Below are 23524 nucleotides of genomic sequence, written 5' to 3'. Positions count from 1 at the left end.
TCGCGGCGGCGCGGCGTCGCATCGCGATGCTGTCGCCTTTCGCAATCGGGCGATCGCCCCTACAGCGCGCGCGATGACCGAAGCCCAGCGCCCCCGCCTCGCCTATCACCTGACCGAGGGCGACGGCCCGACGATCGTGTTCCTGCCCGGCTATGCCAGCGACATGAGCGGCACCAAGGCGCTGGCGCTGGAGGCCTGGGCACGCGAGAACGGCCGCGCGTTCCTGCGGTTCGACTATGCCGGTTGCGGCGAGAGCGAGGGCAAGTTCGAGGATCAGTCGCTGACCGACTGGCGCGACGATGCGCTGGCGATGATCGACCATGCCGTCGAGGGCCCGGTGGTGCTGGTGGGATCGTCGATGGGCGGATGGATCATGCTGCTGGTCGCGCTGGCGCGCCCCGACCGCGTGGTCGGCATGGTCGGCATCGCCGCCGCGCCCGATTTCACCGACTGGGGATTCAGCCAGCCCGAAAAGCTCTACATCCTGCAATATAACAAGCTGGAGCGGGCCAACCCCTATGGCCCTGCGCCGACCGTCTATACACGGCGTTTCTGGCAGGCGGGCGAGGCGAGCCGGCTGATGCATGGGCCGATCGCGATCGATTGCCCGGTGCGGCTGATCCATGGCCAGCGTGACCCCGACGTGCCCTGGGCACAATCGGTGCGGCTGGCCGAGCTGATCCGGTCCGACGACGTGCAGGTGATTTTGGTGAAGGACGGCGATCATCGCCTGTCGCGCGAGGCGGACATTGCGCTGCTGACCCGAACCGTCGGGGACCTGCTGCCATGATCCTGCTTCTTGCCGCGCTTCAGGCCGCGACCCCTTCGGTGGCGCCGCCTCCGGTTGCTGCGCCATCGGTCGCGGCGCCATCCGCGACGAGCTGTGTCGCGCTGGCTGCGGAGGATCCGGTTGCGGCGGAGCGGCGAGCGTCGCTTGATCGCAGCGCGGCCGGGCGCGGCTGCCTGGGCCTGGCGCTCGCCGGGCAGAACCGTTTCCCGGCGGCGGCCGCCGCGTTCGAGGAAGCGGCGCGGGCGGCGGAACTGGCGCAGGACGAGGCGGCGGCGCGTTACTGGGCGCAGGCCGGCAATGCCTGGCTCGCCGGGCAGGATGCGGCGAAGGCGCGATCCGCGCTCGACGCGGCGCTGGCGGCGGGCACGCTGACCGGCATGGAGCGCGGCGAGGCGGCGCTCGACCGCGCCCGCGCCTTGGTGGCGATCGGCGACAGCAAGGCGGCGCGCGCGGACCTCGACATGGCGGTCAAGGATGCGGCGGACGATCCGCTCGCCTGGCTGCTGTCGGCGACGCTGGCGCGGCGCGACGGCGACCTGGGCCGGGCGCGCGCCGATATCGCGCAGGCGCTCCGACGATCGGCCGACGACGCGCAGGTGCAGCTGGAGGCCGGCAATATCGCCGCCGCGGCGGGCGACGAGGCCGGCGCCAAGGCGGCGTGGGGCGAAGCGGTGCGACTGGCGCCCGATCGGCCCGCGGGACAATCGGCGGCGCGCGCGCTGGCGCAGTTCGGCGCTGACGAACAGAAAGGCGGCGAACAGAAATGAGCATGGAGGATTGATGCGCTATCTGCACACCATGATCCGGGTCACCAACCCGGAAGAGACGATCAAATTCTTCGAGGTGCTGGGCCTGAAGGAAGTGCGCCGTACCGAGAGTGAGGCGGGGCGGTTCACGCTGATCTTCCTCGCCACGCCGGACGACATGCGCGGGCCGGGCGAGCGCGCCCATGCCGAGGTGGAGCTGACCTATAACTGGCCGCCGGAGGATGGCAGCGCGCCGGAGGAATATACCGGCGGGCGCAATTTCGGGCACCTCGCTTATGATTGCGACGATATCTACGCGACGTGCCAGGCGGTGCTCGACGCCGGCTATACCGTCCACCGCCCCCCGAGGGACGGTTACATGGCGTTCGTGAAGACGCCCGACGGCATCTCGATCGAGCTGCTGCAGCTGAACGGGCCGAAGCCGCCGCAGGAACCCTGGGCGTCGATGCCGAATACCGGGACCTGGTGATGCCCGCGCCCGCGCGACTGATCGTGAACCTCGACGTTCCCGATCTCGCGCGGGCAGAGGCTTTCTATTGCCGCGCGCTCGGCCTTCGGGTCGGGCGGCGGATCGGGGCAGGCGCGGTCGAGCTGCTCGGGCTGGAAGCGCCGCTCTATCTGCTGGAACAGGCCGACGGCAGCGTGGCGAGCGATGCCTCGCCAGCGCGCCGCGATTATCGCCGGCACTGGACGCCGGTGCATTTCGACATTGCGGTGGATGACCTCGACACGGCGCGCGCGGCCGCCATCGCGGCGGGGGCGGTGGACGAGACGGGGGTGCGTGCGGCACCCTATGGCCGGATCGCGGGCTTTGCCGATCCGTTCGGCCACGGTTTCTGCCTGATCGAATTCAATGAAAGGGGCTATGATGCCATTGTCACAGGAGAGGGTGCCGGCTGAAGCAGCGACGGGGGCGCTGGAAATCGTGCGCGTGCCGGTGCTGAGCGACAATTACAGCTGGCTGGTCCACGACCCCGCATCGGGCGCGACGATGGTGATCGATCCGGGCGAGGCGCAGCCGGTGCTGGATGCGGCGGCGGCGCGCGGGTGGACGATCACCGACATCTGGAACACGCACTGGCACCCCGATCATGTCGGCGGCAATGGTGCGATCGTCGCGGCGACCGGTGCGCGGATCACCGGGCCGGAGGCGGAGCGCGAGAAGATCGGGCAGATCGACCATGGCGTGGGCGAAGGCGATGTGGTGACGCTGGGCGCGCATCGCGCGGCGGTGATGCGGGTGCCCGGGCATACGCAGGGACATGTCGCCTTCCACTTTGCCGATGACGCTGCGATCTTCACTGGCGACACATTGTTCGCGATGGGCTGTGGCCGGTTGTTCGAGGGCACGCCGGACGACATGTTCGGCAACATGCAGCGTTATGCCACGCTGCCGCCGGCGACGCGCGTCTATTGCGGGCATGAATATACCCAGTCGAACGGCCGCTATGCGCTGGTCGCCGAGCCCGACAATGAGGCGATCCGTGAACGGATGGGCCGGGTGGATGCGGCGCGTGCGGCGGGCGAGGCGACGATCCCGACCACCATCGGCGAGGAGCTGGCGACCAATCCCTTCCTGCGCGCGGACAGCGCCGCGCGACTGGGTGAACTACGAGCGGCGAAGGATAGTTTTCGCGGGTAGAAACGTTGGTGGCGCGACAGGACAAACCTGCGCGCGAGCATGGAGGGATGACGATGGCCAGGGTGCTGACAACCTTTGCGCTTGCCGCGATGGCCGGGGCCGCCGCCGTTTCCGCCACTGGCTGTGCGACCGGGGCCGCCGCCGACCGCCCCGGCCCGCAGGAGCGCGATCGTGCGCAATTGGAACGCGACCTCGCGCGGCTGACCCCGCAGCCGCAGGTCGATTGCATCGACACGCGGTTCCGCACCATCTCGCTGCGCGCGATCGGCGACAAGCTGGTCTATCGCGAAGGGCGCAACCGCATCTATGTCAGCAATACCAACGGCGGGTGCGAGGGCGTGGCGCGCGGCGACATGCTGGTCACGCGCCAGTTCGGCCCCCGGCTGTGCCGCGGTGACATTGCGGAAACGGTCGATCGCACGGCGCGTTTCCCGACCGGCAGCTGCGTCATCGGCGCCTTCACCCCTTACGTCGCCAAATGATGGCGGGATGAGGCCACCGGCCGTAAGACTGCCGGCAAGGTGGCGATCAACCTGCCACCGACCGGAGTTACTGAATGACCAAGGAAACCGAAGCCGACCTGACCGGCGTCGCCCCGCGCGTCTCACCCAAGGCGGCGGTCGAGGAGATCGGCGGGCGCAAGCTGAAGCCGGCGACGCTGATGATGGGCCACGGCTATGATCCGGCGCTGTCCGAAGGCGCGCTGAAGCCGCCGATCTTCCTCACCTCCACCTTCGTCTTCCCCAATGCCGCTGCCGGCAAGCGCCATTTCGAGGGTGTGACGGGCAAGCGCCCGGGCGGGGCCGAGGGCCTCGTCTATTCGCGGTTCAACGGGCCGAACCAGGAGATCCTGGAAGACCGGCTGAGCGTGTGGGAAGATGCCGAGGATGCGCTGACCTTCTCCAGCGGCATGTCCGCCATCGCCACGCTGTTCCTGTCGATGACCAAGCCGGGCGACACGATCGTCCATTCGGGGCCCCTCTATGCGGCGACCGAGACGCTGATCGCGCGAATCCTGGGCAAGTTCGGCGTGAAGTGGCTCGACTTCCCGGCCGGTGCGACGCGCGAGGAGATCGACGCGGTGCTGACCGAGGCTGCGACCGGCAATGTCGCGCTGATCTATCTCGAAAGCCCGGCCAACCCGACCAACGCGCTGGTCGACGTGGAAGCGGTCGCGGCGAGCCGTGACGCGATCTTCACCGGCGAGAACAAGCCGCCGATCGCGATCGACAACACGTTCCTGGGGCCGCTGTGGGCCAAGCCGCTGCAGCAGGGCGCGGACATCGTCGTCTATTCGCTGACCAAATATGCCGGCGGCCATTCGGACCTGGTGGCGGGCGGCGTGCTGGGATCGAAGGAGCACATCAACACCATCCGGCTGATGCGCAACACGATCGGCACGATCTGCGACCCGAATACGGCGTGGATGCTGCTGCGCAGCCTCGAGACGCTGGAACTGCGCATGAGCCGGGCGGGCGAGAATGCCGCCAAGGTGTGCGAATTCCTGGCCGCGCATCCCAAGGTCGAGAAGGTCGGCTACCTCGGCTTCCTGGAGCGGGGCGAGGACAAGCGCCAGGCCGACATCTATCGCCGCCATTGCAGCGGCGCGGGTTCGACCTTCTCGCTGTACCTGAAGGGCGGCGAGCCGGAGGCGTTCGCGTTCCTCGACGCGCTGAAGATCGCCAAGCTGGCGGTGAGCCTGGGCGGCACCGAGACGCTGGCGAGCCACCCGGCGGGGATGACTCACCTGTCGGTCGCCGATGATCGCAAGGCGGCGCTGGGCATCACCGACAATCTGGTGCGCATCTCGATCGGCGTCGAGGATGCCGATGACCTGATCGCCGATTTCGACCAGGCACTGGCCGCGATCAAGGCGTAAGCCAGAAGGGCGTCGCCCCGGCCGCGGCCGGGGCGGCGCCCGAATGGTTTCAGGCGGCGGCGATTGCGGGGCGCAGCGTCATCAGGTCGCGCTGATAGCCCATCAGCTTTTCCTCGATTGCGGCTCTATATTCGGGCGTCGCCGCGCCGCGCAGCACCAGCGCATAGCCGTAGCTGACATGCGCCTCAATCTCCTGCACCTCGATCGCGCCGAGCACCCAGGCGAGCATCGCGGCGACATAGACGCCGTCGAGCGCGTGGAGCAGCGGATCAAGCTCCAGCCCCGGCAGCAGCGCGCCTTCGTTGCGCGCCTCCCCCAGGAGCGAGAACCAGAAACCGTAGCGCTGCGGCGACTGAAGCTCACCGCGCAATTCCTTGCTGTCGAAGCGCAGCGCCTCGGTCCACAGGGTGCGGTAGAAATCGGGGTCGTCGGCGAGATAGGCGATGGTGATCGACACTGCCTGGAAGATGCGGTCGACCGGGCCGACGCTGCGCAATTGCGAGAAGCGTTCGTGGAATTCGCGCACGTCCTCCAGCAAGGCGATGACGATCGCGCGTTTCGAGCCGAACAGATTGTAGGGCGTGGTGAGCGACACGCCGGCGCGCGCCGCGATGGCGCGCATCGACAGCCCGGTGTCGCCGGTTTCCTTGATCAGATCGCGCGCGGCCGCGATGATGCGGTGGCGACGCTCAGCCTTCGCCTCCTCGCGGCGGCTCATCCGTAATTCCTCTGCATGGCATCGACCCTAGGCACCCCGACCCTTAGCCGCAACGCCGCGCCGGGGCAAATTATCATAACATGTTGCAGAATCCATTTGGCTTCCGCCGGTGGCGCGGCGTAGCATCGCCGCCAAACAGGGCAGGAGGAGAGAAGAGATGGCGGGAGAGAGGATTCGCTTCGGGGCGTTCATTGCGCCCTTCCACCCGTTGAACGAGAACCCGACGCTGGCGCTGGAGCGCGACCTGGATCTCGTCGTCCACATGGACAAACTGGGTTATGATGAGGCGTGGCTGGGCGAGCATCATTCGGCCGGCTACGAACTGATCGCCAGCCCCGAATTGTTCATCGCCACCGTGGCGGAGCGTACGCGGCACATCCGGCTGGGGACCGGCGTGTCGTCGCTGCCGTATCACCACCCCCTGATGCTGGCGGACCGGATCAACCAGCTGGACCATATCACCCGCGGGCGCGTGATGTTCGGCGTCGGGCCGGGCGCGCTGCCGTCGGACGCGTTCATGATGGGCATTCCCGTCGCCAAGCAGCGCGACCGGATGGACGAGGCGATCGACGTGCTCGTCCCGCTGCTGCGCGGTGAGCAGGTGACGAAGAAGACCGACTGGTTCGAGCTGAACGAGGCGCGGTTGCAGATGCTGCCGTACAGCCGCCCGTCGGTGGAGATCAGCGTCGCGAGCCAGGTGTCGCCATCGGGCGCGACGGCGGCGGGGCGGCATGGCCTGGGGCTGCTGTCGATCGGCGCCACGCAAAGCGGCGGGTTCAATGCGCTGGCGTCCAACTGGGCGATCGCGGAGCAGCAGGCGACCGATAGCGGCACGCGCGTCGAGCGCAGCCAGTGGCGGCTGGTTGGTCCGATGCATGTCGCCGCGACGCGCGAGGAGGCGCGTGCGCAGGTGCGCTTCGGCCTCGACAAATGGCTGTACTATTTCCGTGAGGTGGCCGCGCTGCCGCTCGCCCCGGCGGATGGCAGCGACCCGGTCGACGCCTTGGTCAATTCGGGCATGGCGGTGATCGGCACGCCCGAGGATGCGGTGAAGCAGATCGAACGGCTGCGCGAGCAATCGGGCGGGTTCGGCGCGTTCCTGATGATGGACCACAATTGGGCCGAATGGGATAACAAGAAGAAATCCTATGAGCTGATCGCGCGCTACGTCATGCCGGCGGTGAACGGGGTGAATGCCAATCGCGAGGCGTCGATCGAATGGGCGGCGGCGAACCGCCCGCGCTTCATCGGCGAGGCGCAGGCGGCGGTCGGCGCGCGGCTGGCGGACCATATCCAGAAGAAGGGGACGGAGAATATCCGCCCCGAAATCCTGGCCGCGATGGGCCTCGACAAGAAATCGGAGGCGGCGGAATGAGCGGCGCGAGCGAGGGCGCGCGCGCCAATGGGCGCAAGGCGATCTTCATCACCGGGGCGGCATCGGGCATGGGGCTGGAGACCGCCCGGCTGTTCGCCCGCGAAGGCTGGTTCGTCGGCGGGGTGGACGTCAACGAGGCGGGGCTGGCGCGGCTGAAGGAAGAGCTGGGCGCGGACAATTGCCTCGTCCAGCGGCTCGATGTCACTGATCGCGCGGCGTATCGCGCGGCGCTCGACGCCTTTGCCGCGTGCACCGACGGCAAGCTCGACCTGCTCTACAACAATGCCGGGATCGGGCGGGGCGGGCCGTTCGCCGACCAGCCGTGGGATGATGTGCTGGCGGTGGTACAGGTCAATTTCATTGGCGTGCTGACCGGCATCCATCTGGCGATCCCGCTGCTGAAGGCGACGCCGGGGTCGCTGTGCTTCACCACATCCTCCTCGTCGGCGACCTATGGCATGCCGATGATCGCGGTCTATTCGGCGACGAAGCATGCGGTGAAGGGGCTGACCGAGGCGCTGGCGATCGAGCTGAAGCCCTATGGCGTGCGCGTCGCCGACGTGTTGCCGGCGCTGATCGATACGCCGATCCTGCCGGAAGGCGCGGCGGCGAGCGCGCCCAAGGCCGGCGTGTTCCGCGCCATTCCGCCACGCGAGGTCGCCGAGACGGTGTGGGAGGCGTATCACAGCGACACATTGCACTGGTACGTGCCGCGAGAGCTGGTGCGGCTGGACCATATGGCGACGCTGGAGCCGGAGCGGACGCGCGACGAGATGGCGGCGGGCAAAGTGTTTGCGACGATCGACGCCGAGGTTGCTGCCGCGACACCGATCCCGATCGGCGCCACCGCCGGATGAGGCGTGGGGCGCGCGGGCAGGCCGCGCGCCCGTGCTGCCGTCAGGCGGCGAGCATGTCCGCCTGTGGATCGAGCCCCAGCCGCGCCATCAGTTCGGGGCGGTCCGGGCCGGGGACGGGCGCATAGGCCGCGGCATTGCGCCGTCGCCCGCGCGCCCAATAGCTCAGTACCTTGCTGAGGTTGGCGGGGCGTTTCAGCCATGCCTCGGGATGTTCGAGCATGTGGAAGCCGCGCATCATCGCGCGCATCAGATTGATGTCGGATCGCGCCGCGATGGTGATACCGTCGTCGAGGAAGCTCTTGGCGAGGCGCGCCTTGACGCGCGGGCGATGGCCGGGCGTCAGCGTCGCGCGCGCGCGGCGGATGGCGGAGCGATCCTGTTTCAGCATCAGGTCGTAATAGGGCTTCACCTCCGCCCGGATGCCGCCGTCATAGACCAGCAGGCGCGCCGCCGGATCGCTGCCCGAATCGAGCGCGCGGCGCAGCACGCCAGCGCTGACCGCGGCGAGCGAACAGCCGCGGCCGTAGAGCGGGTTGGTGCGCACCAAGGCGTCGCCAATCGCGAAATAGCCGAGCACGGCCGGTCGCCCGTCCGTGACGAGGCTGCGCCACCGGCTGTGCAGGTCGCCCATGCCGATGACCTTGCCGACCGGTTCCGATTTCGCCGGATCGACCCAGGGCGCCATGCCCGGCATCGCCATGCAGATGCGCTGGAACATGTCGCCGTCCATCACCGCGCGGCGCAGGCCGTGTTCGATCTCCGGCACGCACAGCGTGATCGAGAAACGATGGTTGTCGGCCGGAAAGACGCCGAACTTCAGATAGCCAAGGTCGCCCGAGGCAGCGATCTCGCCGCGCGGCGGCTCCTCCTGCCCGTCGTGGAGGCGGTAGTGGCGCGTGAAATAGAGCACGCCCGCGGTCTCCGCCGCCTCGCCGATCGGTGCGCCGGCCTTGATCAACTGCTCGATCAGATTGGCCGCCTTGCCGCCAGCGTCGACCACCACGTCGGCGCGGATTTCCTCGCGCCCGTTGACGGTATCGGCGATTACCCCGGTGACGTGGATCAGGCCCGAGGCGTCGCGATCCTGGATCAGCTCGCGCACCTTCACCCCGCTGCGGATCGTGACGCCGGGAAGCTGCTCCACATAGCGGCGGATGACGAGTTCGATCGTCGTGCGCCGGCTGGTGATGATGGTCAGATCCTCATCCCCCGGCGCGGGCACGTAGCGCGCGCGCAGTGCGGGCGGCAGCATGTCCGGGAAGGCGATGTCGCGGCACCCGGCGGCGTAGAGATCGGCGAGCAGCTGGGGATGTTCGTCGCGGATGATGTTGCGCAGCCGGGCGAGGAAGGCGTGGCTCTGCCGCAGCTGGCCGACGCCGCGGCGCTGCCACTGGTCGAACGCCACGTCAGGGCCACCCTCCGGCGGGGCGTCGTCACGTTCCAGCAGCAGCAGCCGGCGGGTGCCGCCGCCCAGCCGCAGCGCAGTGCACAGCCCGGCAATCCCCGCGCCGACCACGATAACCTGTTCCTGCAGCCTGCCGGGCACGCTGTTGCCGACCATTCGTCCCTCCGACCATGATTGGCGGCGGGATACGCCAAATACCGATCACGTGCAATAAATACGAACATGTTATGATTATAAGGGTTGCGCCGGACGAGGGCGCGCGCCACCATGCGACGCATGATCCGCCGGAACAGGCCGGACGACAGGAGAGGGTGGCTCGCGATGCGCGCAGTGGTGAGACGCAACAAGCAATTGGTGTGTGACGAGGTACCCGATCCGACGCCGGGCCAGGGCGAGGTGCTGGTCAAGACGCTGGCCTGCGGCATCTGCGGTTCCGACCTTCATGCCGTCCATTCGTTCGAGAACATGCTGGAGCTGGGCGAGCGGACCGGCGAGAAATCGCGCACCGACCCGTCGAAGGACATGATCTTCGGCCATGAATTCTCCGCCGAGATCCTCGACCATGGCCCGGGATCGGCGAAGACGCTGAAGGCGGGGACTCGGGTCGTTTCCATGCCGATCGCGATGAAGCCGCAGGGCTATGAGGCGATCGGTTATTCGAACAATTATCCCGGTGGCTACAGCGAGCAGATGGTGCTGAGCGAGGCGATGCTGATCGCGGTGCCCAACGGGCTCAGCGACGTGCAGGCCGCGATGACCGAGCCGTTCGCGGTGGGCGAACATGCCGTCGCTATGTCGGCGGCGGGGCCGGACACGGTGAACCTCGTCATCGGGTGCGGGCCGGTGGGCCTGGCGGTGATCGCGGCGCTGAAATCGCGCGGGCTGGGCCCGGTGGTGGCGGCCGATTTCTCGCCCGCGCGGCGCGCCGTGGCGGAGAAGATGGGCGCCGACATCATCGTCGATCCGGCAAAGGAATCGCCGCATACCAAGTGGAGCGAGCTGGGCGTGCCGCGCACCTCGTCCGAGCGGATGGCCGCGATGATGAGCGGTCAGGCCGGCAAGAAGGCGATCGTGTTCGAATGCGTCGGCGTGCCCGGCGTGCTGCAGAACATCATCGAATCGGTGCCGGTGGGCACGCAGGTGATCGTGGTCGGCGTGTGCATGGAAACCGACAAGATCGAGCCGTTCCTGTGCATCAACAAGCAGATCGATTTCCGTTTCGTGCTTGGCTACACCGCGGGCGAATTTGCCGCGACGCTGGTCAATATCGCGGATGGCAGGATCGACGTGCTGCCGGCGATCACCGACGAGGTCGGGCTGGATGACGTCGCCGCCGCCTTTGCCGCGCTGGCCGACCCGGAGAAACAGTGCAAGGTCGTCGTCCGGCCGGAGTTGCGGGCATGAGCGCCGCGATGAACGATGCGATGGAAGCGCCGCGCGCGCTCGCCGAGGCGATGCCGCCGGTGCAATATGCCGACACCAACGGCATCCGCATGGCCTATTATGAGGTCGGGCCACGGGGCGAGGGCGTGCCCGTCATCTTCTGCCACGGCTTTCCCGAACTGGCGTTTTCGTGGCGGCACCAGCTGGCGGCGTTCGAGAAGGCGGGGCGCTGGGCGATCGCGCCCGACCAGCGCGGCTATGGGCTGACCAGCCGGCCGGAGAAGGTCGAGGATTATGACCTCGAGCACCTGACCGCCGACATCGCCGGGTTGATGGACGCGCTGGGCATCGAAAAAGCGATTCCCTGCGGCCATGACTGGGGCGGGATGGTCGTGTGGCAATTCGCGCTGCGTTATCCGGAGCGCTGCGCCGGCGTGATCGGGGTCAACACGCCGTTCCTGCCGCGCGGCGAGAATGATCCGATCGCCGCGATGCGCCACGTCTATGGCGATGACATGTACATCGTCTGGTTCCAGAAGCCGGGCGAGGCGGATGCCGCGCTGGGCGCCGACCCGGAACGGTCGATGCGCTATTTCATGCGCAAGCCGATGCTGACGCTGAAGGTATATGAGAAGCTGCCGGCCGAGCAGCGCACGCTGGCGCTCGGCGAGGGGCTGAAGCTGTACGACCCGGCGACCGACCAGCAGCAATTCCTGAGCGACGACGAGATTGCGGCCTTTGCGCAGACCTTTGCCGCGACCGGCTTCACCGGCGGGATCAACTGGTACCGCAATTTCACACGCAACTGGCAGGCCTCGGCGGACCTCGTCGAGAAGGTCGAGGTGCCGTCATTGATGGTGATGGCGGAAAATGACGTGGTGCTGAGCCCGGCGATGGCCGAGGGGATGGAACGCTACGTGCCGGATCTGGACAAGGTGCTGGTCGAGAAATCGGGCCATTGGACGCAGCAGGAATATCCCGACGAGGTGAACCGCGCGATCCTGGGCTGGATGGACAAGCGCTTTCCGCGCTGAACGACGGCGGGAGGAGGGGCTCCCGCCCGTTCATCTGGGCCTGTCGGCGCCGAACCGCGGCACTCCACGTCGGTTCGGATCGCCGGCAGGCTCTTTCTTGTTTTGCGCCCGGTTCTGACCGCGTCTGAGCGTCAGTCGGCGAAGCCGACGAAGCGGGCCGCCTCGCTCACCGGCTTGCGGCGCGACACGACCGCATTGGCGGGGAAGCTGTCATCGGGCCAGCCCATGGCGACACAGGTCTGAATTACCTGATCGTCGGGGATGCCGGCATGTTCGCGCACTACCGGTGATTGCATGATCCCCTGGCTGTTAATGACGCAGCCTAGCCCCCGCGACCAGGCGGCGTTGACCAATGCGGTGGTGACCGCGCCGCAATCGAACGGCGCGATGTCACTGCCCAGCAGCACGCGATCATAGGTGATGACGATCGAGACGGGGGCGTCGAACTGGCGGAAGCCGCGCAGCACCCAATCGTGCCGCTTCGCCTTGTCCTCGCGCGCGATGTCCATCGCGCCGAACAATTGCTTGGCGATTTCGATCTGCCGCTCGCGGTGGACGCCGCCATAATCCTCGCCCAGCCGGAATTCGCGCGAATGGGGCACGCCGGCGAGGTTGCGCTCGGTATTGCCCTGGCGGATGCGGTCGAGCGGTTCGCCGGTGACGACGGTGAAGTTCCACGGCTGCGTGTTGAGCGAGGAGGGGGAGCGCATGGCGAGCGCCAGCACTTCCTCGATCAGCGCGCGGGGGACGGGATCGGGCTTGAACCCGCGAATGCTGCGGCGGCCGTTCACGACGTCGTCATAGGTCTGCATTGGTGCCTCTCCCGTATGTGCCCCGACCCCTAACACAAACGCCACCGCCGCAAAGGCGCAGGATCGACGGGATCCTGCCTCCTTAGCGAGGGTGGCGTAGGTGGCGGCGCAGATGGCGGCCCGGAAAGGCCGGGCGGCGTTACGCCTTCAGCATCCGCTCTGTCACCATGCGTTCCAGGATGGTCAGCGGCATCGCGCCGTCGAGCAGCACCGCGTGGAACTTGCGCGGATCAAAGGCGGCGCCCTGCTTCTGCTTCACCGCGTCGCGCAGGCGCGCCCAGACGGTGTGGCCGATCTTGTAGCTGCACGCCTGGCCCGGCCAGACGGTGTAGCGGTCGATCTCATTCTGGCTGCGGCCGCGCGCGATGCCGGTGGTGGCGATGAAGTAATCGGTCGCCTTCTCGCGGCTCCAGCGCTTGTGATGCATGCCGGAGTCGACGACGAGGCGGGTCGCGCGGAACAGCAGCGACTGGAGATAGCCGACCTGGCCGAGGGGATCGCCCTCGTACATGCCCATTTCGTCTGCCAGCTGCTCCGAATAGAGCGCCCAGCCCTCGGTATAGCCGCTGAAGCCGCCGCGGCGGCGGATGAGCGGAATGTCCTGCGATTCGAGCGCGGTCATCACCTGCAGGTGATGGCCCGGCACCGCCTCGTGATAGGACAGGGTGGCGAGGCCGAACTTCGGGCGATCGAAGCTGTCGCGCAGGTTGATGTAGTAGATGCCCGGGCGCGAGCCATCGAGCGAGGCGTTCTGGTAATAGCCGCCAGGTGCGCCCGCCTCGATCGACTTGGGCACGCGGCGGACCTCGACCGGCGCCTTCGGGATGAAGGAGAATTGCTCGGGCAGGCGCTTCTGCATCGCGACGACCTGCGCGCTGAGCTGCGCGACCAGCTGCTTCTTGCCGGCGTCGGTATTGGGATAGACTTGATCCGGGCGCTTGTTGAGCGCGACCAGCCGCTCGCCGACGCTGCCCTGCGTCATGCCCTGCGCCTTCAGGATGCCGTCGATCCGGTTGCTGATCTCGGCCACCTGGGCAAGGCCGAGGCGATGCACTTCCTCGCCCGACATGGCGACCGTCGTCGCGGCCTCGACCGCGGCGGCGTAATAGGCCTCGCCATCGGGCAGACGCCATGCGCCCGCGTCATGGACCGCACGACCGCGCAGTTGGGTAATCAAGGCGCGCTGGCGATCGAGCGCCGGGAACACCTGCTCATTCATGATCTTCGTCGCTTCGGCGACGCGCGCGTCGGGGAGGTTCGCAGCCTTCAGCTTGCCCGCCAGCGCCGTCACCGGGACGGTCGAGGCGGCCGGCTGATCGCGCAGCCCGCCCATCAGCTTCAGCGTGGTGTCGAGGACATAATCGGGCGCGAACACACCGCGCGCGGCGTCGGCGCGCTGCCGCTCGCTATCCTGATCGATCGCCGTGGCGAAGGCGGCGACGCGCGCGACATAGGCGTCGGCGTCGGCGGCATCCTTGATACGGTGCTGCGCATCGAGGAAATCGGGCACCTCGCGATAGGCGCCGGTCAGATGGGTGAGGACGTAGGGCGTGAACCGGCCCATGCTGGCGCCGTAGGTGAACTTCTCGGCACCGGCGATGCCGCGCTGGAGCTGGTAGGAGACGACCTCGTAATCCAGCCGGGCGGCGGGGGAGAGCGAGGCGGGGTTGATCTGGCGCAGCGCGGCCAGTTCACGCTTCGCGCGCGCCAGATCCTTCTGCGCGCCGGCGGCCGAGCCGTCGTTCAGCTGCGACTTCAGCGCCGCACGCTCACCAGTGTCGAGGCCGAGCGCAGTGGCGCCCTCCGGGTTCTCGTCGATCCGCTCGTAGAAGATACGGTCGAGCAAGGTGCGCAGCTGCTGGTCGTTGGTGCCGGCGGCGGCGGGGGCGGCGGCCTTTTGCGCGGCGGCGGGAACGGCAGTCGCCAGTGCGGCAGCGCCGGTGCTGCCGAGGAAGGTGCGACGATCCATGATCATACTCCTGGGGGACGGACGTTCGCCGCCGGTGGGCGGCGAACACAAGGGGTTGCGGATGGGGTGGAGGAGGGCGCCGGGGTTACTCGGCGGCGCCATTCTCCCAGAAATAGCGGCCGCGCTTTGCCGTGCCGGTGGCGACCTCGTTGAGCGTCGCCGCATCGTACAGCCGCCCGCCGAGCATCACCTGGCGGACCTTGTCGCTGTTGCGGATGTCGGCCGTGGGATCGGCATCGAGCACCACCAGATCGGCGAGCTTCCCCACCTCCAGCGAGCCGATGTCCTTCGCCATGCCGAGCGACTGGGCCGAGACGATCGTGCCGGCACGAAGCGCCTCGAGCGGGGTCATCCCGCCGCGCACGAACGACCACAATTCCCAATGCGCGCCGATGCCGGCCTGCTGGCCATGCGCGCCGATCGACACGAGCACGCCGCGCTTGGCCAGCTTGTGCGCCTCGCGCGCATTGTCGTCGTCGACGAAATTGTTGTCGGGCGCCTTGATGCGGCGGGCGTTGTCGGCGAGCAGCCGCGTCGGCGGGGTATGCGCCTTCAGCAGCGGATGCGCGAACACATCCGTCGCCTGGCGCCAGTACGGATCGCCGGCGAGGCCGCCGTAGCTGACCACCAGCGTCGGCGTGTAATTGGTCTTCGACGCCGAGAAGAACTGAAGCACGTCATCGTAGAAGGTTTCGAGCGGGATATTGTGTTCCAGCGTCGAATTGCCGTCGGCGATGTGAGTCATGTCGAGGCCGAAGAGCGAGCCGCCCTCCGCCACGACCTGCATGTTCTCACGCCGCGATGCTTCCACCACCTGCTGCCGCTGGTCACGGCGCGGCTGGTTGTAGTTCTTCACGCTGTGGCCGCCCTGCGCCTTCAGCCGGCGGACGTGCGCCAGCGCATCGTCGAGGCTGTCGATCTGCGCGTACACATCGGCGGCCTTCGCGCCATAGACGATCTCGCCGGTGGAGAAGATGCGCGGCGCGAGGATCAGGCCGGCGCGCTGCATCTCCGCCGCGGCGAAGATCTCGCTCGAGCGGTTGGACGGATCGTGCAGCGTGGTGGTGCCAAGCGCCAGGTTCTGCATCATCGACCAGTTGCGCTGCGGCACCAGCTCATCCGTGCCGGCCGGACCGTGCGCGTGCGCATCGATGAGACCGGGGATGATCGTCTTGCCCGCGGCATCGACGGTGGTCGCGCCGGCGGGGATGGCAGTGGAGGCGCGCGGGCCGACCGCGACGATGCGATCGCCGCGGATCACCACCACGCCATCGTCGATGATGCCGCCATCCTCGCCCGCCATGGTGACGAGCCGCGCACCGGTGATCGCGACGGTGCCGGTCGGCTTGGCCGCCGCCTGCTCCATGGCGAGGCTGATGCCGCTGGTCGGCGGGGTGAAGCCGGGCGTTCCTTCGCCGCGCGGCGCGGCGGGGAACAGGCTGGCGGTCGATGCGGTGTAGAGCGTCGGCCCCAGGCTCCAGTGCAGCTGCGTGCCGTCGGTGGACCAGTTGATATAGTCGGCGCCGCCCGCGCTGACCTTCGTCACCGGCAGCGTCTTGATGTCGGGCGACAGCGACACCGTCTGCCCGCCCGGCATCAGGGGGACGACATAAGCGGCGTAGTTCTGGCGGAAGGCGACATATTCGCCGGTCGGGGAGACGATGTAATCGGTCGCGAGTTCGCCATTGGCGTGAACGCGCTTGTCCTGCCCCGACAGGTCGGTGCTGACGAGCTGGCGCACCGACGTTCCGTCCTTGCGCTCATCCTCCAGCATGAAGATGCGGTCGTTGGCCGCGCCGAATTGCGGCGAGGCGGCACCGCGCAGCACGCGGGTGACCGCGCCACCACTGGTCGCGACACGGTACACGCCCGAATCCTCGGCCCATTTCGGGCTGGTCAGGCCACCATGGCCGCTGCGCTCGAACACGATCGTCTTGCCGTCGGGCGAGAAGCGCGGGCGCGCGTAATGGCCCGGCTGGCCCGTCACGTCGCGACCCGTGCCGCCACTGGCGCCGATCACGCGCAGCCGGCCGAGGCCATCGTCGGTCCAGCTGACATAGACCAGCGACTTGCCGTCGCGCGACCAGCTGGGGAACAGTTCGAAGGCGTCATTGTCGCGGGTCAGGCGGCGGGCGGCGCCGCCGGCGACCGGCTTTACCCACAATTTGCCGAGCGTTTCGAACACCACCTGACGCCCGTCGGGCGAGACGCTGGCGAAGCGCGGCATGGCGGTGGTGAAGCGATCGGGCGCGACCGCGATTTCCGGGTGCGGCGCATCGAGGATGCCGCGCGTGTCGTTGATCGTGAAGCGGATTTCGCGCGCGTTGCTGCCATCGGCGTTGATGCGGCGGATCTTGCCCTTGGCCCAGAAGACGAGGCCCGAATTGTCGGGGAGCCACGCCATGTTGGGATAGACGCCGGTCACCGCCCAGGTTTCCTGCGAATCCTGGTCGAGATCGTCGTAGATCTTGCGCTCCTCGCCCGAGGCGAGATCCTTGACGTAGAGCTTCGAGCGGGTCGCTTCGCGGCGAACGAAGGCGATCTTCTTGCCATCGGGGGACGGCGTCGGGCGCACCGCGCCGCCAGCGCCGGTCACTGCCTTGGTCACCTCGCCGGTGTCGAGGTCATAACGCTCGATATCGAACAGGTTGGTGTTCGAATCCTGCGCATATTCGAAGATCGGGCCGGGCGTGACGTTGCGGGTGTAGAACACCGACTTGCCGTCCGCCGCATACACCGGCTCGCCCAGTTCCTTCTGGTGGGTTTCGTTGGGGCGCTTGACCAGCAGCACCCCGCTGCCGCCGGAGACGTGGTACATCCACACTTCGCCGGTGCCGAGCGAGCGCCCGGTGGTGAAATGCTTCTTGGCGACGATGAAGCGGCCGTCCTTGCTCCAGCTCGGCTGGTTGAGGAGGCGGAAATCCTCCTTCGTCACCTGCCGCTTGTCGCTGCCGTCGACGTTCATCACCCAGATGTTGTCGCCACCGCCACGATCGGAGGTGAAGGCGATGCGCCGGCCATCGGGCGAGAAGCGCGGCTGCACCTCATAGGCGAGGCCATCGGCAATGCGCGTCGGCGTGCCGCCGGCGATCGGCATGGTGTAGATGTCGCCCAGCAGCGAGAAGGCGAGCGTGCGGCCGTCGGGGCTGACGTCCACGTCCATCCAGCTGCCCTCGCTGGTGCGGATCGGCACCTCGCGAATGGTGGCGCCGGCGGGGGCGTTCACGTCCCACTTGGGCTTGGCGGCCGGAGCCTGGGCGGATGCGCTGTGCGCAACAAGCGCGACGAGAGAGACGAGCGAAGCCGCCGTGAATTTCATGATGTCCCCGGATTGCGACAATAAGATTGCCGCACCTAATGCGCGAAGGCGTCCGGGTGCAATGGCTTAGGTGCGCGCAGGAGCAATCCCCGCGCGCACCCATGCCGGTCAGATGTCGAGCACGATCTTGCCGAAATGCTTGCCCGATTCCTGGTGGCGGAAGGCGTCGGCGATCTGTTCCAGCGGGAAGTGCTTGTCGATGATCGGGCGGATGCCGTTCGCCTCGATCGCGCGGACCATGTCCTGCTGGTGGCGGCGGGCGCCGACGGTGAGCCCGATGATACGCTGATTGCCCTGCATCACGTACATCGTCGGCACGTTGCCGGCGATGCCCGCGAGCACGCCGATCAGCGCGATATGGCCGCCGATCCGCGTCGCGGCGATCGATTGCGGCATGGTGCCCGACCCGCCGATCTCGACGACATGGTCGACGCCGCGCCCGCCGGTCAGGCCCCGCGCGACCTCGCCCCAATTCTCCTGGCTCTTGTAATTGATGAGGTGGTCGGCGCCCATGCTGCGCAGCCGCTCGAGCTTCTCGTCCGAGGAGGAGGTGGCAATGACGCGCGCGCCGGCCGCCTTGGCGAATTGCAGCGCGAAGATCGACACGCCGCCGGTGCCCTGCACCAGCACGGTATCACCGGCCTTCAGCTGGCCGTTGACGACCAATGCGCGCCACGCGGTGAGGCCGGCGCAGGTCAGCGTCGCCGCCTCCGCATCCGAATAGCCCTGCGGCGCGCGGGTGAAGGAGGTGGCGGGCGCCGTCACATATTCGCGCGCGAAGCCATCGGCGCCGTCGCCGGGGACGTCGAGCATGAATTCGAGCGCAGGTTCGCCATCCATCCAGTGCGGGAAGAAGGTGGAGACGACCTTGTCGCCGACCGCGAACTCGCGGACGCCTTCGCCCACCTCGACCACCTCGCCCGCGCCGTCCGACATCGGAATACGGCCATCGGGGGTCGGGATCATCCCCGTAACGACGGCATAATCGTGGAAGTTGAGCGAGCTGGCGCCGATGCGCACGACGATCTCGCCGTGGCCGGGCGCCACCCGCTCGCTATCGGCGACCTGCAGGCGGTCGAGCCCGCCGGGCTTCTGTAACTTTATGGTGCGCATCAATCTCTCCCCCGGCGCTCCTGGCCGTTGCGCCGGGGGTAATGGGCACCGCTGACGGGTGCAACGAGATTTAAGTCGATGCGCTTAAAGTGCAGCGATGCGCGCGCCGGTCAGGGGCGGCGCGGACCGCCGCCCGACGGCTTGGTGCGCGTCGCGGAATAACGCGCCGGGCCGCCTTGCGGGCTGCCACGACCCGGCCCACCGCGATCCGGGCCACCGCGTGCGGGGCCACGGCCCGGTCCCGCCCGACCTTCGGCACGATCCGCGCTGCCGGTACGCGGCCCGGAGGCCCCGCGCGAGGAGGGTGCCTGGTCCGACACCTCGAACAGCACGTCGTCCTCGGGGCTCGCGGTCTTTGCCACGGCCGACTGGAACTTCGCAGCCAGCGCACGGGGGATCTGGAAGGCCGTCTCGTTCGGCCCGATGCGGATTGCACCGACATCGTTCTTCGTCAGATTGCCGCGGCGGCAGATCAGCGGCAGGATCCAGCGCGGATCGGCGTTCTGGCGGCGGCCGAGGTTCATGCGGAACCACACCACATCGTCAAAGCCGGGGCGGTGCTTCTCGCGCTGGGCGGCGCGATGCGCCTCCGGCGTCGCGGCGACGATCTCCTCCGGCGCGGGCATGGCGGCGCGATAGGCGCGCACGAGGGCACCGGCGATTTCCTCCGGCGTCTTCTCGGCCATCAACCGCTCGGCGAGCGCCTGATCCTCTTCCTCCACCTCGACCGGGGCGAGCAGTTGTTCGAGCAGCCGCTCGCGATCCTTGGCGCGCACGTCCTCTGGCGTCGGCGCCGGCACCCATTCGACCGGGATCTTGGCGTTGCGCAGCATCGATTCGGCCCAGCGGCGGCGCTGATAGGGGACGATGAGCACCGCGGTGCCCTTTTTCCCCGCGCGCCCGGTGCGGCCCGAGCGGTGCTGCAGCGTCTCGCCGTCGCGCGGCAGCTCGACGTGAATGACGAGGCTGAGGCTCGGCAGATCGATGCCGCGCGCGGCGACGTCGGTCGCGACGCAGACGCGGGCGCGGCGATCGCGCAGCGCCTGAAGCGCGGCGTTACGCTCATTCTGGCTGTGCTCGCCCGACAGCGCCACGGCGGCAAAGCCGCGCTCGACAAGGCTGGCGTGAAGGTGGCGGACATTGTCGCGCGTGGCGCAGAACAGGATCGCCGTCTCCGCCTCGTACAGGCGCAGCAGGTTGATCACCGCATGTTCGATGTCCGACGGGCTGACCGCCACGGCCTGGTAGCTGATGTCGCCATGGCCGCGGTCTTCCTCGACCGTGGAGATGCGCAGCGCGTCCTTCTGGTAGCGCTTGGCCAGCTGAACGATCGGCTTGGGCATGGTGGCCGAGAACAGGAGCGTGCGGCGCGTCTCGGGCGTCGCGTCGAGGATTTCCTCGAGATCCTCGCGGAAGCCCATGTCGAGCATCTCGTCCGCCTCGTCGAGCACCGCGACCTTGAGCGCGGAAAGCTCCAGCGCGCCGCGCTCGAGATGGTCGCGCAGGCGGCCGGGCGTGCCGACGACGATATGCGCGCCGTGATTGAGGTTCCGGCGCTCCTTGGACGCGTCCATGCCGCCGACGCAGGTGACGATGCGCGCGCCGGTCGGACCGTAGAGCCAGATCAGCTCGCGGCTGACCTGAAGCGCGAGTTCGCGAGTCGGCGCGATGACGAGCGCGTGCGGCTCACGCGAGGGAATGATGCGATCGTCCTCGCCCAGCAGTTCGGATGCCATCGCCATGCCGAAGGCGACGGTCTTGCCGGAACCCGTCCGGGCGGAAACGATGAGGTCGCGGCCGGCGGCCTCCGGTTCGATTACGGCGGCCTGGACCGGCGTGGGCGCCTGATAGCCGCGCTCGGCGAGCGCGCCAGCGAGCGGCGCGGGAAGTGTGTCAAATGTCATGATTGGACGCTACATGGTCCGTTCCGCGCGCACTGCAAGGTTTGTTTGTCTGCGATCGTGCTTAATGTGCACGTCGTTGTTTTCGGGTCGCGATCCTGTGGCGCAATTGCCCCGGTTTTTTGGAGAAGCGCACAATCGTGCGGATCTGATGGTTCAAACGCGCATCTTGACGCCGGGAGAACGGCGATCGGCCGGCTTCCTGCTGGTTTTTGCGCTGGCCAATGTGGGCGGCGTCATCGCGTACCAGCCGCTGCTCGCGCTGCTGCTGCCGCTGAAGATCGAACCGATTGCGGGCGAGGCGCGGATCGGGCTGTTCAGTGCCATCGTGATCGTCGGCGCGATCGTCGCCAGCGCGTCCAACATCCTGTTCGGCTGGCTGAGCGACCGCTCCGTCGCGCGCGGCGGCGGGCGCCGGCGCTGGATCGCGTTCGGGCTGGTCGCGACGCCGGCATCCTTCGCCGGCATCGTGCTGGCCCAGACGCCGTGGGCGATCATGCTGGCGGTGGGATTGTTCCAGGCAGCGGTCAACGCGCTGCTCGGGCCGCTGCTGGCGATCATGGCGGACGAGGTGCCCGACGCGCAAAAGGGAGTTGCGGGCGGTTTGCTGGCGGCGGCGGTCCCGATCGCGTCCGCCGTGTCGGCGATGCTGGTCGGGCTGGCGTGGGCCAACGAGGGGATGCGGCTGGCGATCATCGCGGCGATCACCGGCGCGGCGGTCACCCCGCTGCTGGTGACCCGGGCGCGGATCGCCGCGCAGCCGCCACCGCCGGTCGGCGTGGTCATGATGCGGCGACAGGACATCGTCATTTCCTTTGCCGCGCGGCTGCTGGTGCAGGTCGCCGGCAATGCGCTGTCGCTTTACCTCCTTTACTACTTCCAGAGCATCATGCCGACGGTCCCCGCCGCGGCGCTGGCGCCAAGCGTCGGGCAATTGCTGACGGTGGGCTTCGTCCTGTCGCTGCCGGTGGCGTTGCTGGCGGGCCGTGCGTCGGACCGGTCGGCGCGGCGCAAGCCGGCGCTGGTGGGCGGCGCAGTGCTGGCAGCGATCGGGCTTGCCGGCATGGCGGTGGCGCCCGACTGGCGCTGGGCGGCGATCGCCTTTGTCGCTTATGCGATCGGGTCCGCGGTGTTCCTGGCGCTGCACGCCGCCTTTGCCATGCAGTTGCTGCCCACCCCGGCGCATCGCGGGCGTGACCTGGGGCTGCTCAACCTCACCAACACGCTTCCCGCGCTGCTCGGGCCGCTGCTCGCCTGGATGCTCGCCACCCCGCGCGATTTCAGCGCGGTGCTGCTGGTGCTGGCGGCGCTGACGCTTGCCGGCGGGCTGGCGATGCTGGGCGTGCGCAGCCGCCGCTGAGGCGAGGCTGGCGCTCGCCCCAGCCGGCGGCGCCTATTGGCGCGCCCAGTGGCGGACGTAATCCACGGTCATCCGCTGCGGAAAGACCGCGTCGTCGACGCCCATCTTGCCGCCCCAGTCGCCGCCGACCGCGAGGTTCAGGATCAGGTCGTACGGCGTGGTGAAGGGCCATGCCGCCGCGCCGCCGGGCTGGTCGTTGCGCACCTGCATCACCGCGCGTCCGTCGATGCCGATGGTGATCGTGTCGGGCTGCCAATCGAGCTGGTAGTTGTGAAAGGCGGTGCAGGCGTCGGGCACGGTCCGCTGTGCGCCGCGCTGCGTGCCCTTGTTGTGATTGAACGCGCCGGTGTGGAGCGTGGCGTGGATCACATTGGGATCCCAGCCGACCATTTCCATGATGTCGATCTCACCGCCGTCCGGCCATTTGTCGCCGATCGGCAGCATCCAGATCGCCGGCCACGCCCCGCGCCCGCACGGCAGCTTTGCGCGGATCTCGTAGAAGCCATAGCCGAGCCGCTCCTTCGCGATCAGCTTTGCCGAGGTGTAGCGCTGCCCGCCGGTATCGGGGAAGCGCGCCTTGTCCGCCACTTCGGCATGTGCCTCGATCACCAACGCGCCATCCTCGATCCGCGCGTTCTTGGTCCGATCGGCGGCATAATATTGCAGCTCGTTGTTGAACCAGCCCCTGGCATTGTACGAGGTGTCATAGGACCATTTGGCGGTATCGACCGTCTTGCCGTCGAATTCGTCGGCGAAGCTGGGCTGGCTGGTCGGCACCGTCATCGGCGCGTCGGCGGCATAGTTGGTGGCGCCGAGCGAGGCGGCCTGAAGCGTGATGGCGAGAAGGATCATGGATCAGCCGTCCAGGATCGAATCGATCGCGGTGGCGAGGTCGACGTCCCGCGCCGACAGCCCGCCCGCATCATGCGTGGTCAGCGTGATTTCGACGCGGTTCCACACGTTGGTCCACTCGGGATGGTGATCCGCGCGCTCCGCAATCAGCGCGACCTGGGTCATGAATCCGAACGCCTCGGCAAAATCGGTGAACACGATCGACCGGCTGATCGCATCGCGACCCTCGTCATAATCCCAGTCAGGCAGGGCATCGAGCGCCTCTGCGCGTTCGGCTTCGCTCAATTGATCGACCATCGCTGCGCTCCCAAAAGCTTGTCGCGTCCAAGGCGCAACGCCTATGGCGGG

At 68.1% G+C, this 23524-nt stretch carries 21 protein-coding genes; 12 read left to right on the top strand and 9 right to left on the bottom strand.

Annotated features, from left to right (window positions below):
* The first annotated feature begins 73 nt into the window (after positions 1 to 73).
* The 7 genes from L8F96_RS05775 to L8F96_RS05745 all read left to right on the top strand — a co-directional run bounded on the left by L8F96_RS05775 (position 74) and on the right by L8F96_RS05745 (position 5078).
* A complete protein-coding gene (locus L8F96_RS05775; protein ID WP_334655495.1) occupies positions 74 to 790 on the top strand; it encodes an alpha/beta fold hydrolase in 717 nt (238 codons plus the stop codon).
* Positions 787 to 1557: a tetratricopeptide repeat protein gene (locus L8F96_RS05770; RefSeq protein ID WP_046409741.1), complete on the top strand. Its 771-nt coding sequence runs from the start codon at positions 787 to 789 to the stop codon at positions 1555 to 1557. Before L8F96_RS05775 ends, L8F96_RS05770 begins: the two co-directional genes overlap by 4 nt.
* Before the next feature lie 10 nt (positions 1558 to 1567).
* Positions 1568 to 2026, top strand: a complete 459-nt coding sequence (locus L8F96_RS05765; RefSeq protein WP_046409743.1) for a VOC family protein — start codon at positions 1568 to 1570, stop codon at positions 2024 to 2026.
* On the top strand, positions 2026 to 2457 hold the full coding sequence (locus tag L8F96_RS05760; RefSeq protein WP_046409745.1) for a VOC family protein: 432 nt from the start codon (positions 2026 to 2028) through the stop codon (positions 2455 to 2457). Before L8F96_RS05765 ends, L8F96_RS05760 begins: the two co-directional genes overlap by 1 nt.
* Positions 2447 to 3199, top strand: a complete 753-nt coding sequence (gene gloB, locus L8F96_RS05755) for a hydroxyacylglutathione hydrolase (RefSeq protein WP_334655494.1) — start codon at positions 2447 to 2449, stop codon at positions 3197 to 3199. The genes L8F96_RS05760 and gloB overlap by 11 nt, the downstream gene beginning before the upstream one ends.
* 47 nt (positions 3200 to 3246) lie before the next feature.
* A complete protein-coding gene (locus L8F96_RS05750) occupies positions 3247 to 3681 on the top strand; it encodes a hypothetical protein (protein ID WP_334655493.1) in 435 nt (144 codons plus the stop codon).
* A gap of 74 nt (positions 3682 to 3755) precedes the next feature.
* The gene (locus L8F96_RS05745; RefSeq protein ID WP_046409749.1) at positions 3756 to 5078 is read left to right on the top strand and encodes a cystathionine gamma-synthase family protein; all 1323 of its coding nucleotides are present in this window, start codon (positions 3756 to 3758) and stop codon (positions 5076 to 5078) included.
* Between the two features lie 49 nt (positions 5079 to 5127).
* On the opposite strand, the gene L8F96_RS05740 is transcribed toward L8F96_RS05745, so the two are convergent.
* The gene (locus L8F96_RS05740) at positions 5128 to 5796 is read right to left on the bottom strand and encodes a TetR/AcrR family transcriptional regulator (protein ID WP_334655492.1); all 669 of its coding nucleotides are present in this window, start codon (positions 5794 to 5796) and stop codon (positions 5128 to 5130) included.
* 157 nt (positions 5797 to 5953) lie between these two features.
* Between L8F96_RS05740 and L8F96_RS05735 the strand changes: the two genes are divergently transcribed.
* Both L8F96_RS05735 and L8F96_RS05730 read left to right on the top strand, forming a co-directional pair.
* Positions 5954 to 7171 carry an LLM class flavin-dependent oxidoreductase gene (locus tag L8F96_RS05735; RefSeq protein ID WP_334655491.1) on the top strand — a complete coding sequence of 406 codons (1218 nt, stop codon included), beginning with the start codon at positions 5954 to 5956 and terminating at the stop codon, positions 7169 to 7171.
* Positions 7168 to 8028 (top strand): SDR family oxidoreductase, encoded by an 861-nt coding sequence (locus L8F96_RS05730; protein ID WP_334655490.1) that lies wholly within the window; start codon positions 7168 to 7170, stop codon positions 8026 to 8028. The genes L8F96_RS05735 and L8F96_RS05730 overlap by 4 nt, the downstream gene beginning before the upstream one ends.
* A 40-nt stretch (positions 8029 to 8068) precedes the next feature.
* Here L8F96_RS05730 and L8F96_RS05725 read toward each other — a convergent pair whose 3' ends face one another.
* Positions 8069 to 9589 (bottom strand): NAD(P)/FAD-dependent oxidoreductase, encoded by a 1521-nt coding sequence (locus L8F96_RS05725; RefSeq protein ID WP_334655489.1) that lies wholly within the window; start codon positions 9587 to 9589, stop codon positions 8069 to 8071.
* Between the two features lie 177 nt (positions 9590 to 9766).
* Here L8F96_RS05725 and L8F96_RS05720 point away from each other — a divergent pair, with 177 nt between their 5' ends.
* Positions 9767 to 10837 carry a zinc-binding dehydrogenase gene (locus L8F96_RS05720; protein ID WP_334655488.1) on the top strand — a complete coding sequence of 357 codons (1071 nt, stop codon included), beginning with the start codon at positions 9767 to 9769 and terminating at the stop codon, positions 10835 to 10837.
* Positions 10834 to 11850, top strand: a complete 1017-nt coding sequence (locus tag L8F96_RS05715) for an alpha/beta fold hydrolase (protein WP_334655487.1) — start codon at positions 10834 to 10836, stop codon at positions 11848 to 11850. The genes L8F96_RS05720 and L8F96_RS05715 overlap by 4 nt, the downstream gene beginning before the upstream one ends.
* 131 nt (positions 11851 to 11981) lie before the next feature.
* On the opposite strand, the gene L8F96_RS05710 is transcribed toward L8F96_RS05715, so the two are convergent.
* From L8F96_RS05710 to L8F96_RS05690, 5 genes are all read right to left on the bottom strand, one after another.
* Positions 11982 to 12662, bottom strand: coding sequence for a nitroreductase family protein (locus L8F96_RS05710; RefSeq protein WP_136452126.1), 681 nt, complete (start codon positions 12660 to 12662; stop codon positions 11982 to 11984).
* Positions 12663 to 12801: 139 nt separating this feature from the next.
* Positions 12802 to 14631, bottom strand: coding sequence for a DUF885 domain-containing protein (locus tag L8F96_RS05705; protein ID WP_334655486.1), 1830 nt, complete (start codon positions 14629 to 14631; stop codon positions 12802 to 12804).
* 85 nt (positions 14632 to 14716) lie between these two features.
* The gene (locus tag L8F96_RS05700) at positions 14717 to 17950 is read right to left on the bottom strand and encodes an amidohydrolase family protein (protein ID WP_334655485.1); all 3234 of its coding nucleotides are present in this window, start codon (positions 17948 to 17950) and stop codon (positions 14717 to 14719) included.
* A gap of 108 nt (positions 17951 to 18058) precedes the next feature.
* Positions 18059 to 19063 carry a zinc-dependent alcohol dehydrogenase family protein gene (locus tag L8F96_RS05695; protein ID WP_334655484.1) on the bottom strand — a complete coding sequence of 335 codons (1005 nt, stop codon included), beginning with the start codon at positions 19061 to 19063 and terminating at the stop codon, positions 18059 to 18061.
* A 110-nt stretch (positions 19064 to 19173) separates the two neighbouring features.
* The gene (locus L8F96_RS05690; protein WP_136452123.1) at positions 19174 to 20967 is read right to left on the bottom strand and encodes a DEAD/DEAH box helicase; all 1794 of its coding nucleotides are present in this window, start codon (positions 20965 to 20967) and stop codon (positions 19174 to 19176) included.
* Positions 20968 to 21115: 148 nt separating this feature from the next.
* Here L8F96_RS05690 and L8F96_RS05685 point away from each other — a divergent pair, with 148 nt between their 5' ends.
* A complete protein-coding gene (locus L8F96_RS05685) occupies positions 21116 to 22324 on the top strand; it encodes an MFS transporter (protein WP_334655483.1) in 1209 nt (402 codons plus the stop codon).
* Positions 22325 to 22357: 33 nt separating this feature from the next.
* Here L8F96_RS05685 and L8F96_RS05680 read toward each other — a convergent pair whose 3' ends face one another.
* Together L8F96_RS05680 and L8F96_RS05675 are read right to left on the bottom strand one after the other, a co-directional pair.
* Positions 22358 to 23176 (bottom strand): glycoside hydrolase family 16 protein, encoded by an 819-nt coding sequence (locus L8F96_RS05680; protein WP_334655482.1) that lies wholly within the window; start codon positions 23174 to 23176, stop codon positions 22358 to 22360.
* A gap of 3 nt (positions 23177 to 23179) precedes the next feature.
* Entirely contained in the window at positions 23180 to 23473 is a 294-nt protein-coding gene (locus tag L8F96_RS05675; RefSeq protein WP_046409773.1) for a 4a-hydroxytetrahydrobiopterin dehydratase, read from the bottom strand.
* Between the last annotated feature and the right edge of the window lie 51 nt (positions 23474 to 23524).

It is taken from the genome of Sphingomonas panaciterrae (assembly GCF_036890205.1).
GTDB classification, from domain to species: Bacteria; Pseudomonadota; Alphaproteobacteria; order Sphingomonadales; family Sphingomonadaceae; genus Sphingomonas; species Sphingomonas panaciterrae.
The sequence above is the reverse complement of the archived record's forward strand: the minus strand, read 5'-3'. Positions and strand labels throughout refer to the sequence as shown.

Excerpts from the sequence above, each read along its gene's own strand:
- L8F96_RS05775 (WP_334655495.1), top strand. The coding sequence starts at position 74 with ATGACCGAAGCCCAGCGCCCCCGCCTCGCCTATCACCTGACCGAGGGC.
- L8F96_RS05770 (WP_046409741.1), top strand. The coding sequence starts at position 787 with ATGATCCTGCTTCTTGCCGCGCTTCAGGCCGCGACCCCTTCGGTGGCG.
- L8F96_RS05760 (WP_046409745.1), top strand. The coding sequence starts at position 2,026 with ATGCCCGCGCCCGCGCGACTGATCGTGAACCTCGACGTTCCCGATCTC.
- L8F96_RS05750 (WP_334655493.1), top strand. The coding sequence starts at position 3,247 with ATGACGATGGCCAGGGTGCTGACAACCTTTGCGCTTGCCGCGATGGCC.
- L8F96_RS05745 (WP_046409749.1), top strand. The coding sequence starts at position 3,756 with ATGACCAAGGAAACCGAAGCCGACCTGACCGGCGTCGCCCCGCGCGTC.
- L8F96_RS05740 (WP_334655492.1), bottom strand. The coding sequence starts at position 5,796 with ATGAGCCGCCGCGAGGAGGCGAAGGCTGAGCGTCGCCACCGCATCATC.
- L8F96_RS05735 (WP_334655491.1), top strand. The coding sequence starts at position 5,954 with ATGGCGGGAGAGAGGATTCGCTTCGGGGCGTTCATTGCGCCCTTCCAC.
- L8F96_RS05730 (WP_334655490.1), top strand. The coding sequence starts at position 7,168 with ATGAGCGGCGCGAGCGAGGGCGCGCGCGCCAATGGGCGCAAGGCGATC.
- L8F96_RS05725 (WP_334655489.1), bottom strand. The coding sequence starts at position 9,589 with ATGGTCGGCAACAGCGTGCCCGGCAGGCTGCAGGAACAGGTTATCGTG.
- L8F96_RS05715 (WP_334655487.1), top strand. The coding sequence starts at position 10,834 with ATGAGCGCCGCGATGAACGATGCGATGGAAGCGCCGCGCGCGCTCGCC.
- L8F96_RS05710 (WP_136452126.1), bottom strand. The coding sequence starts at position 12,662 with ATGCAGACCTATGACGACGTCGTGAACGGCCGCCGCAGCATTCGCGGG.
- L8F96_RS05705 (WP_334655486.1), bottom strand. The coding sequence starts at position 14,631 with ATGGATCGTCGCACCTTCCTCGGCAGCACCGGCGCTGCCGCACTGGCG.
- L8F96_RS05700 (WP_334655485.1), bottom strand. The coding sequence starts at position 17,950 with ATGAAATTCACGGCGGCTTCGCTCGTCTCTCTCGTCGCGCTTGTTGCG.
- L8F96_RS05695 (WP_334655484.1), bottom strand. The coding sequence starts at position 19,063 with ATGCGCACCATAAAGTTACAGAAGCCCGGCGGGCTCGACCGCCTGCAG.
- L8F96_RS05690 (WP_136452123.1), bottom strand. The coding sequence starts at position 20,967 with ATGACATTTGACACACTTCCCGCGCCGCTCGCTGGCGCGCTCGCCGAG.
- L8F96_RS05685 (WP_334655483.1), top strand. The coding sequence starts at position 21,116 with ATGGTTCAAACGCGCATCTTGACGCCGGGAGAACGGCGATCGGCCGGC.
- L8F96_RS05680 (WP_334655482.1), bottom strand. The coding sequence starts at position 23,176 with ATGATCCTTCTCGCCATCACGCTTCAGGCCGCCTCGCTCGGCGCCACC.
- L8F96_RS05675 (WP_046409773.1), bottom strand. The coding sequence starts at position 23,473 with ATGGTCGATCAATTGAGCGAAGCCGAACGCGCAGAGGCGCTCGATGCC.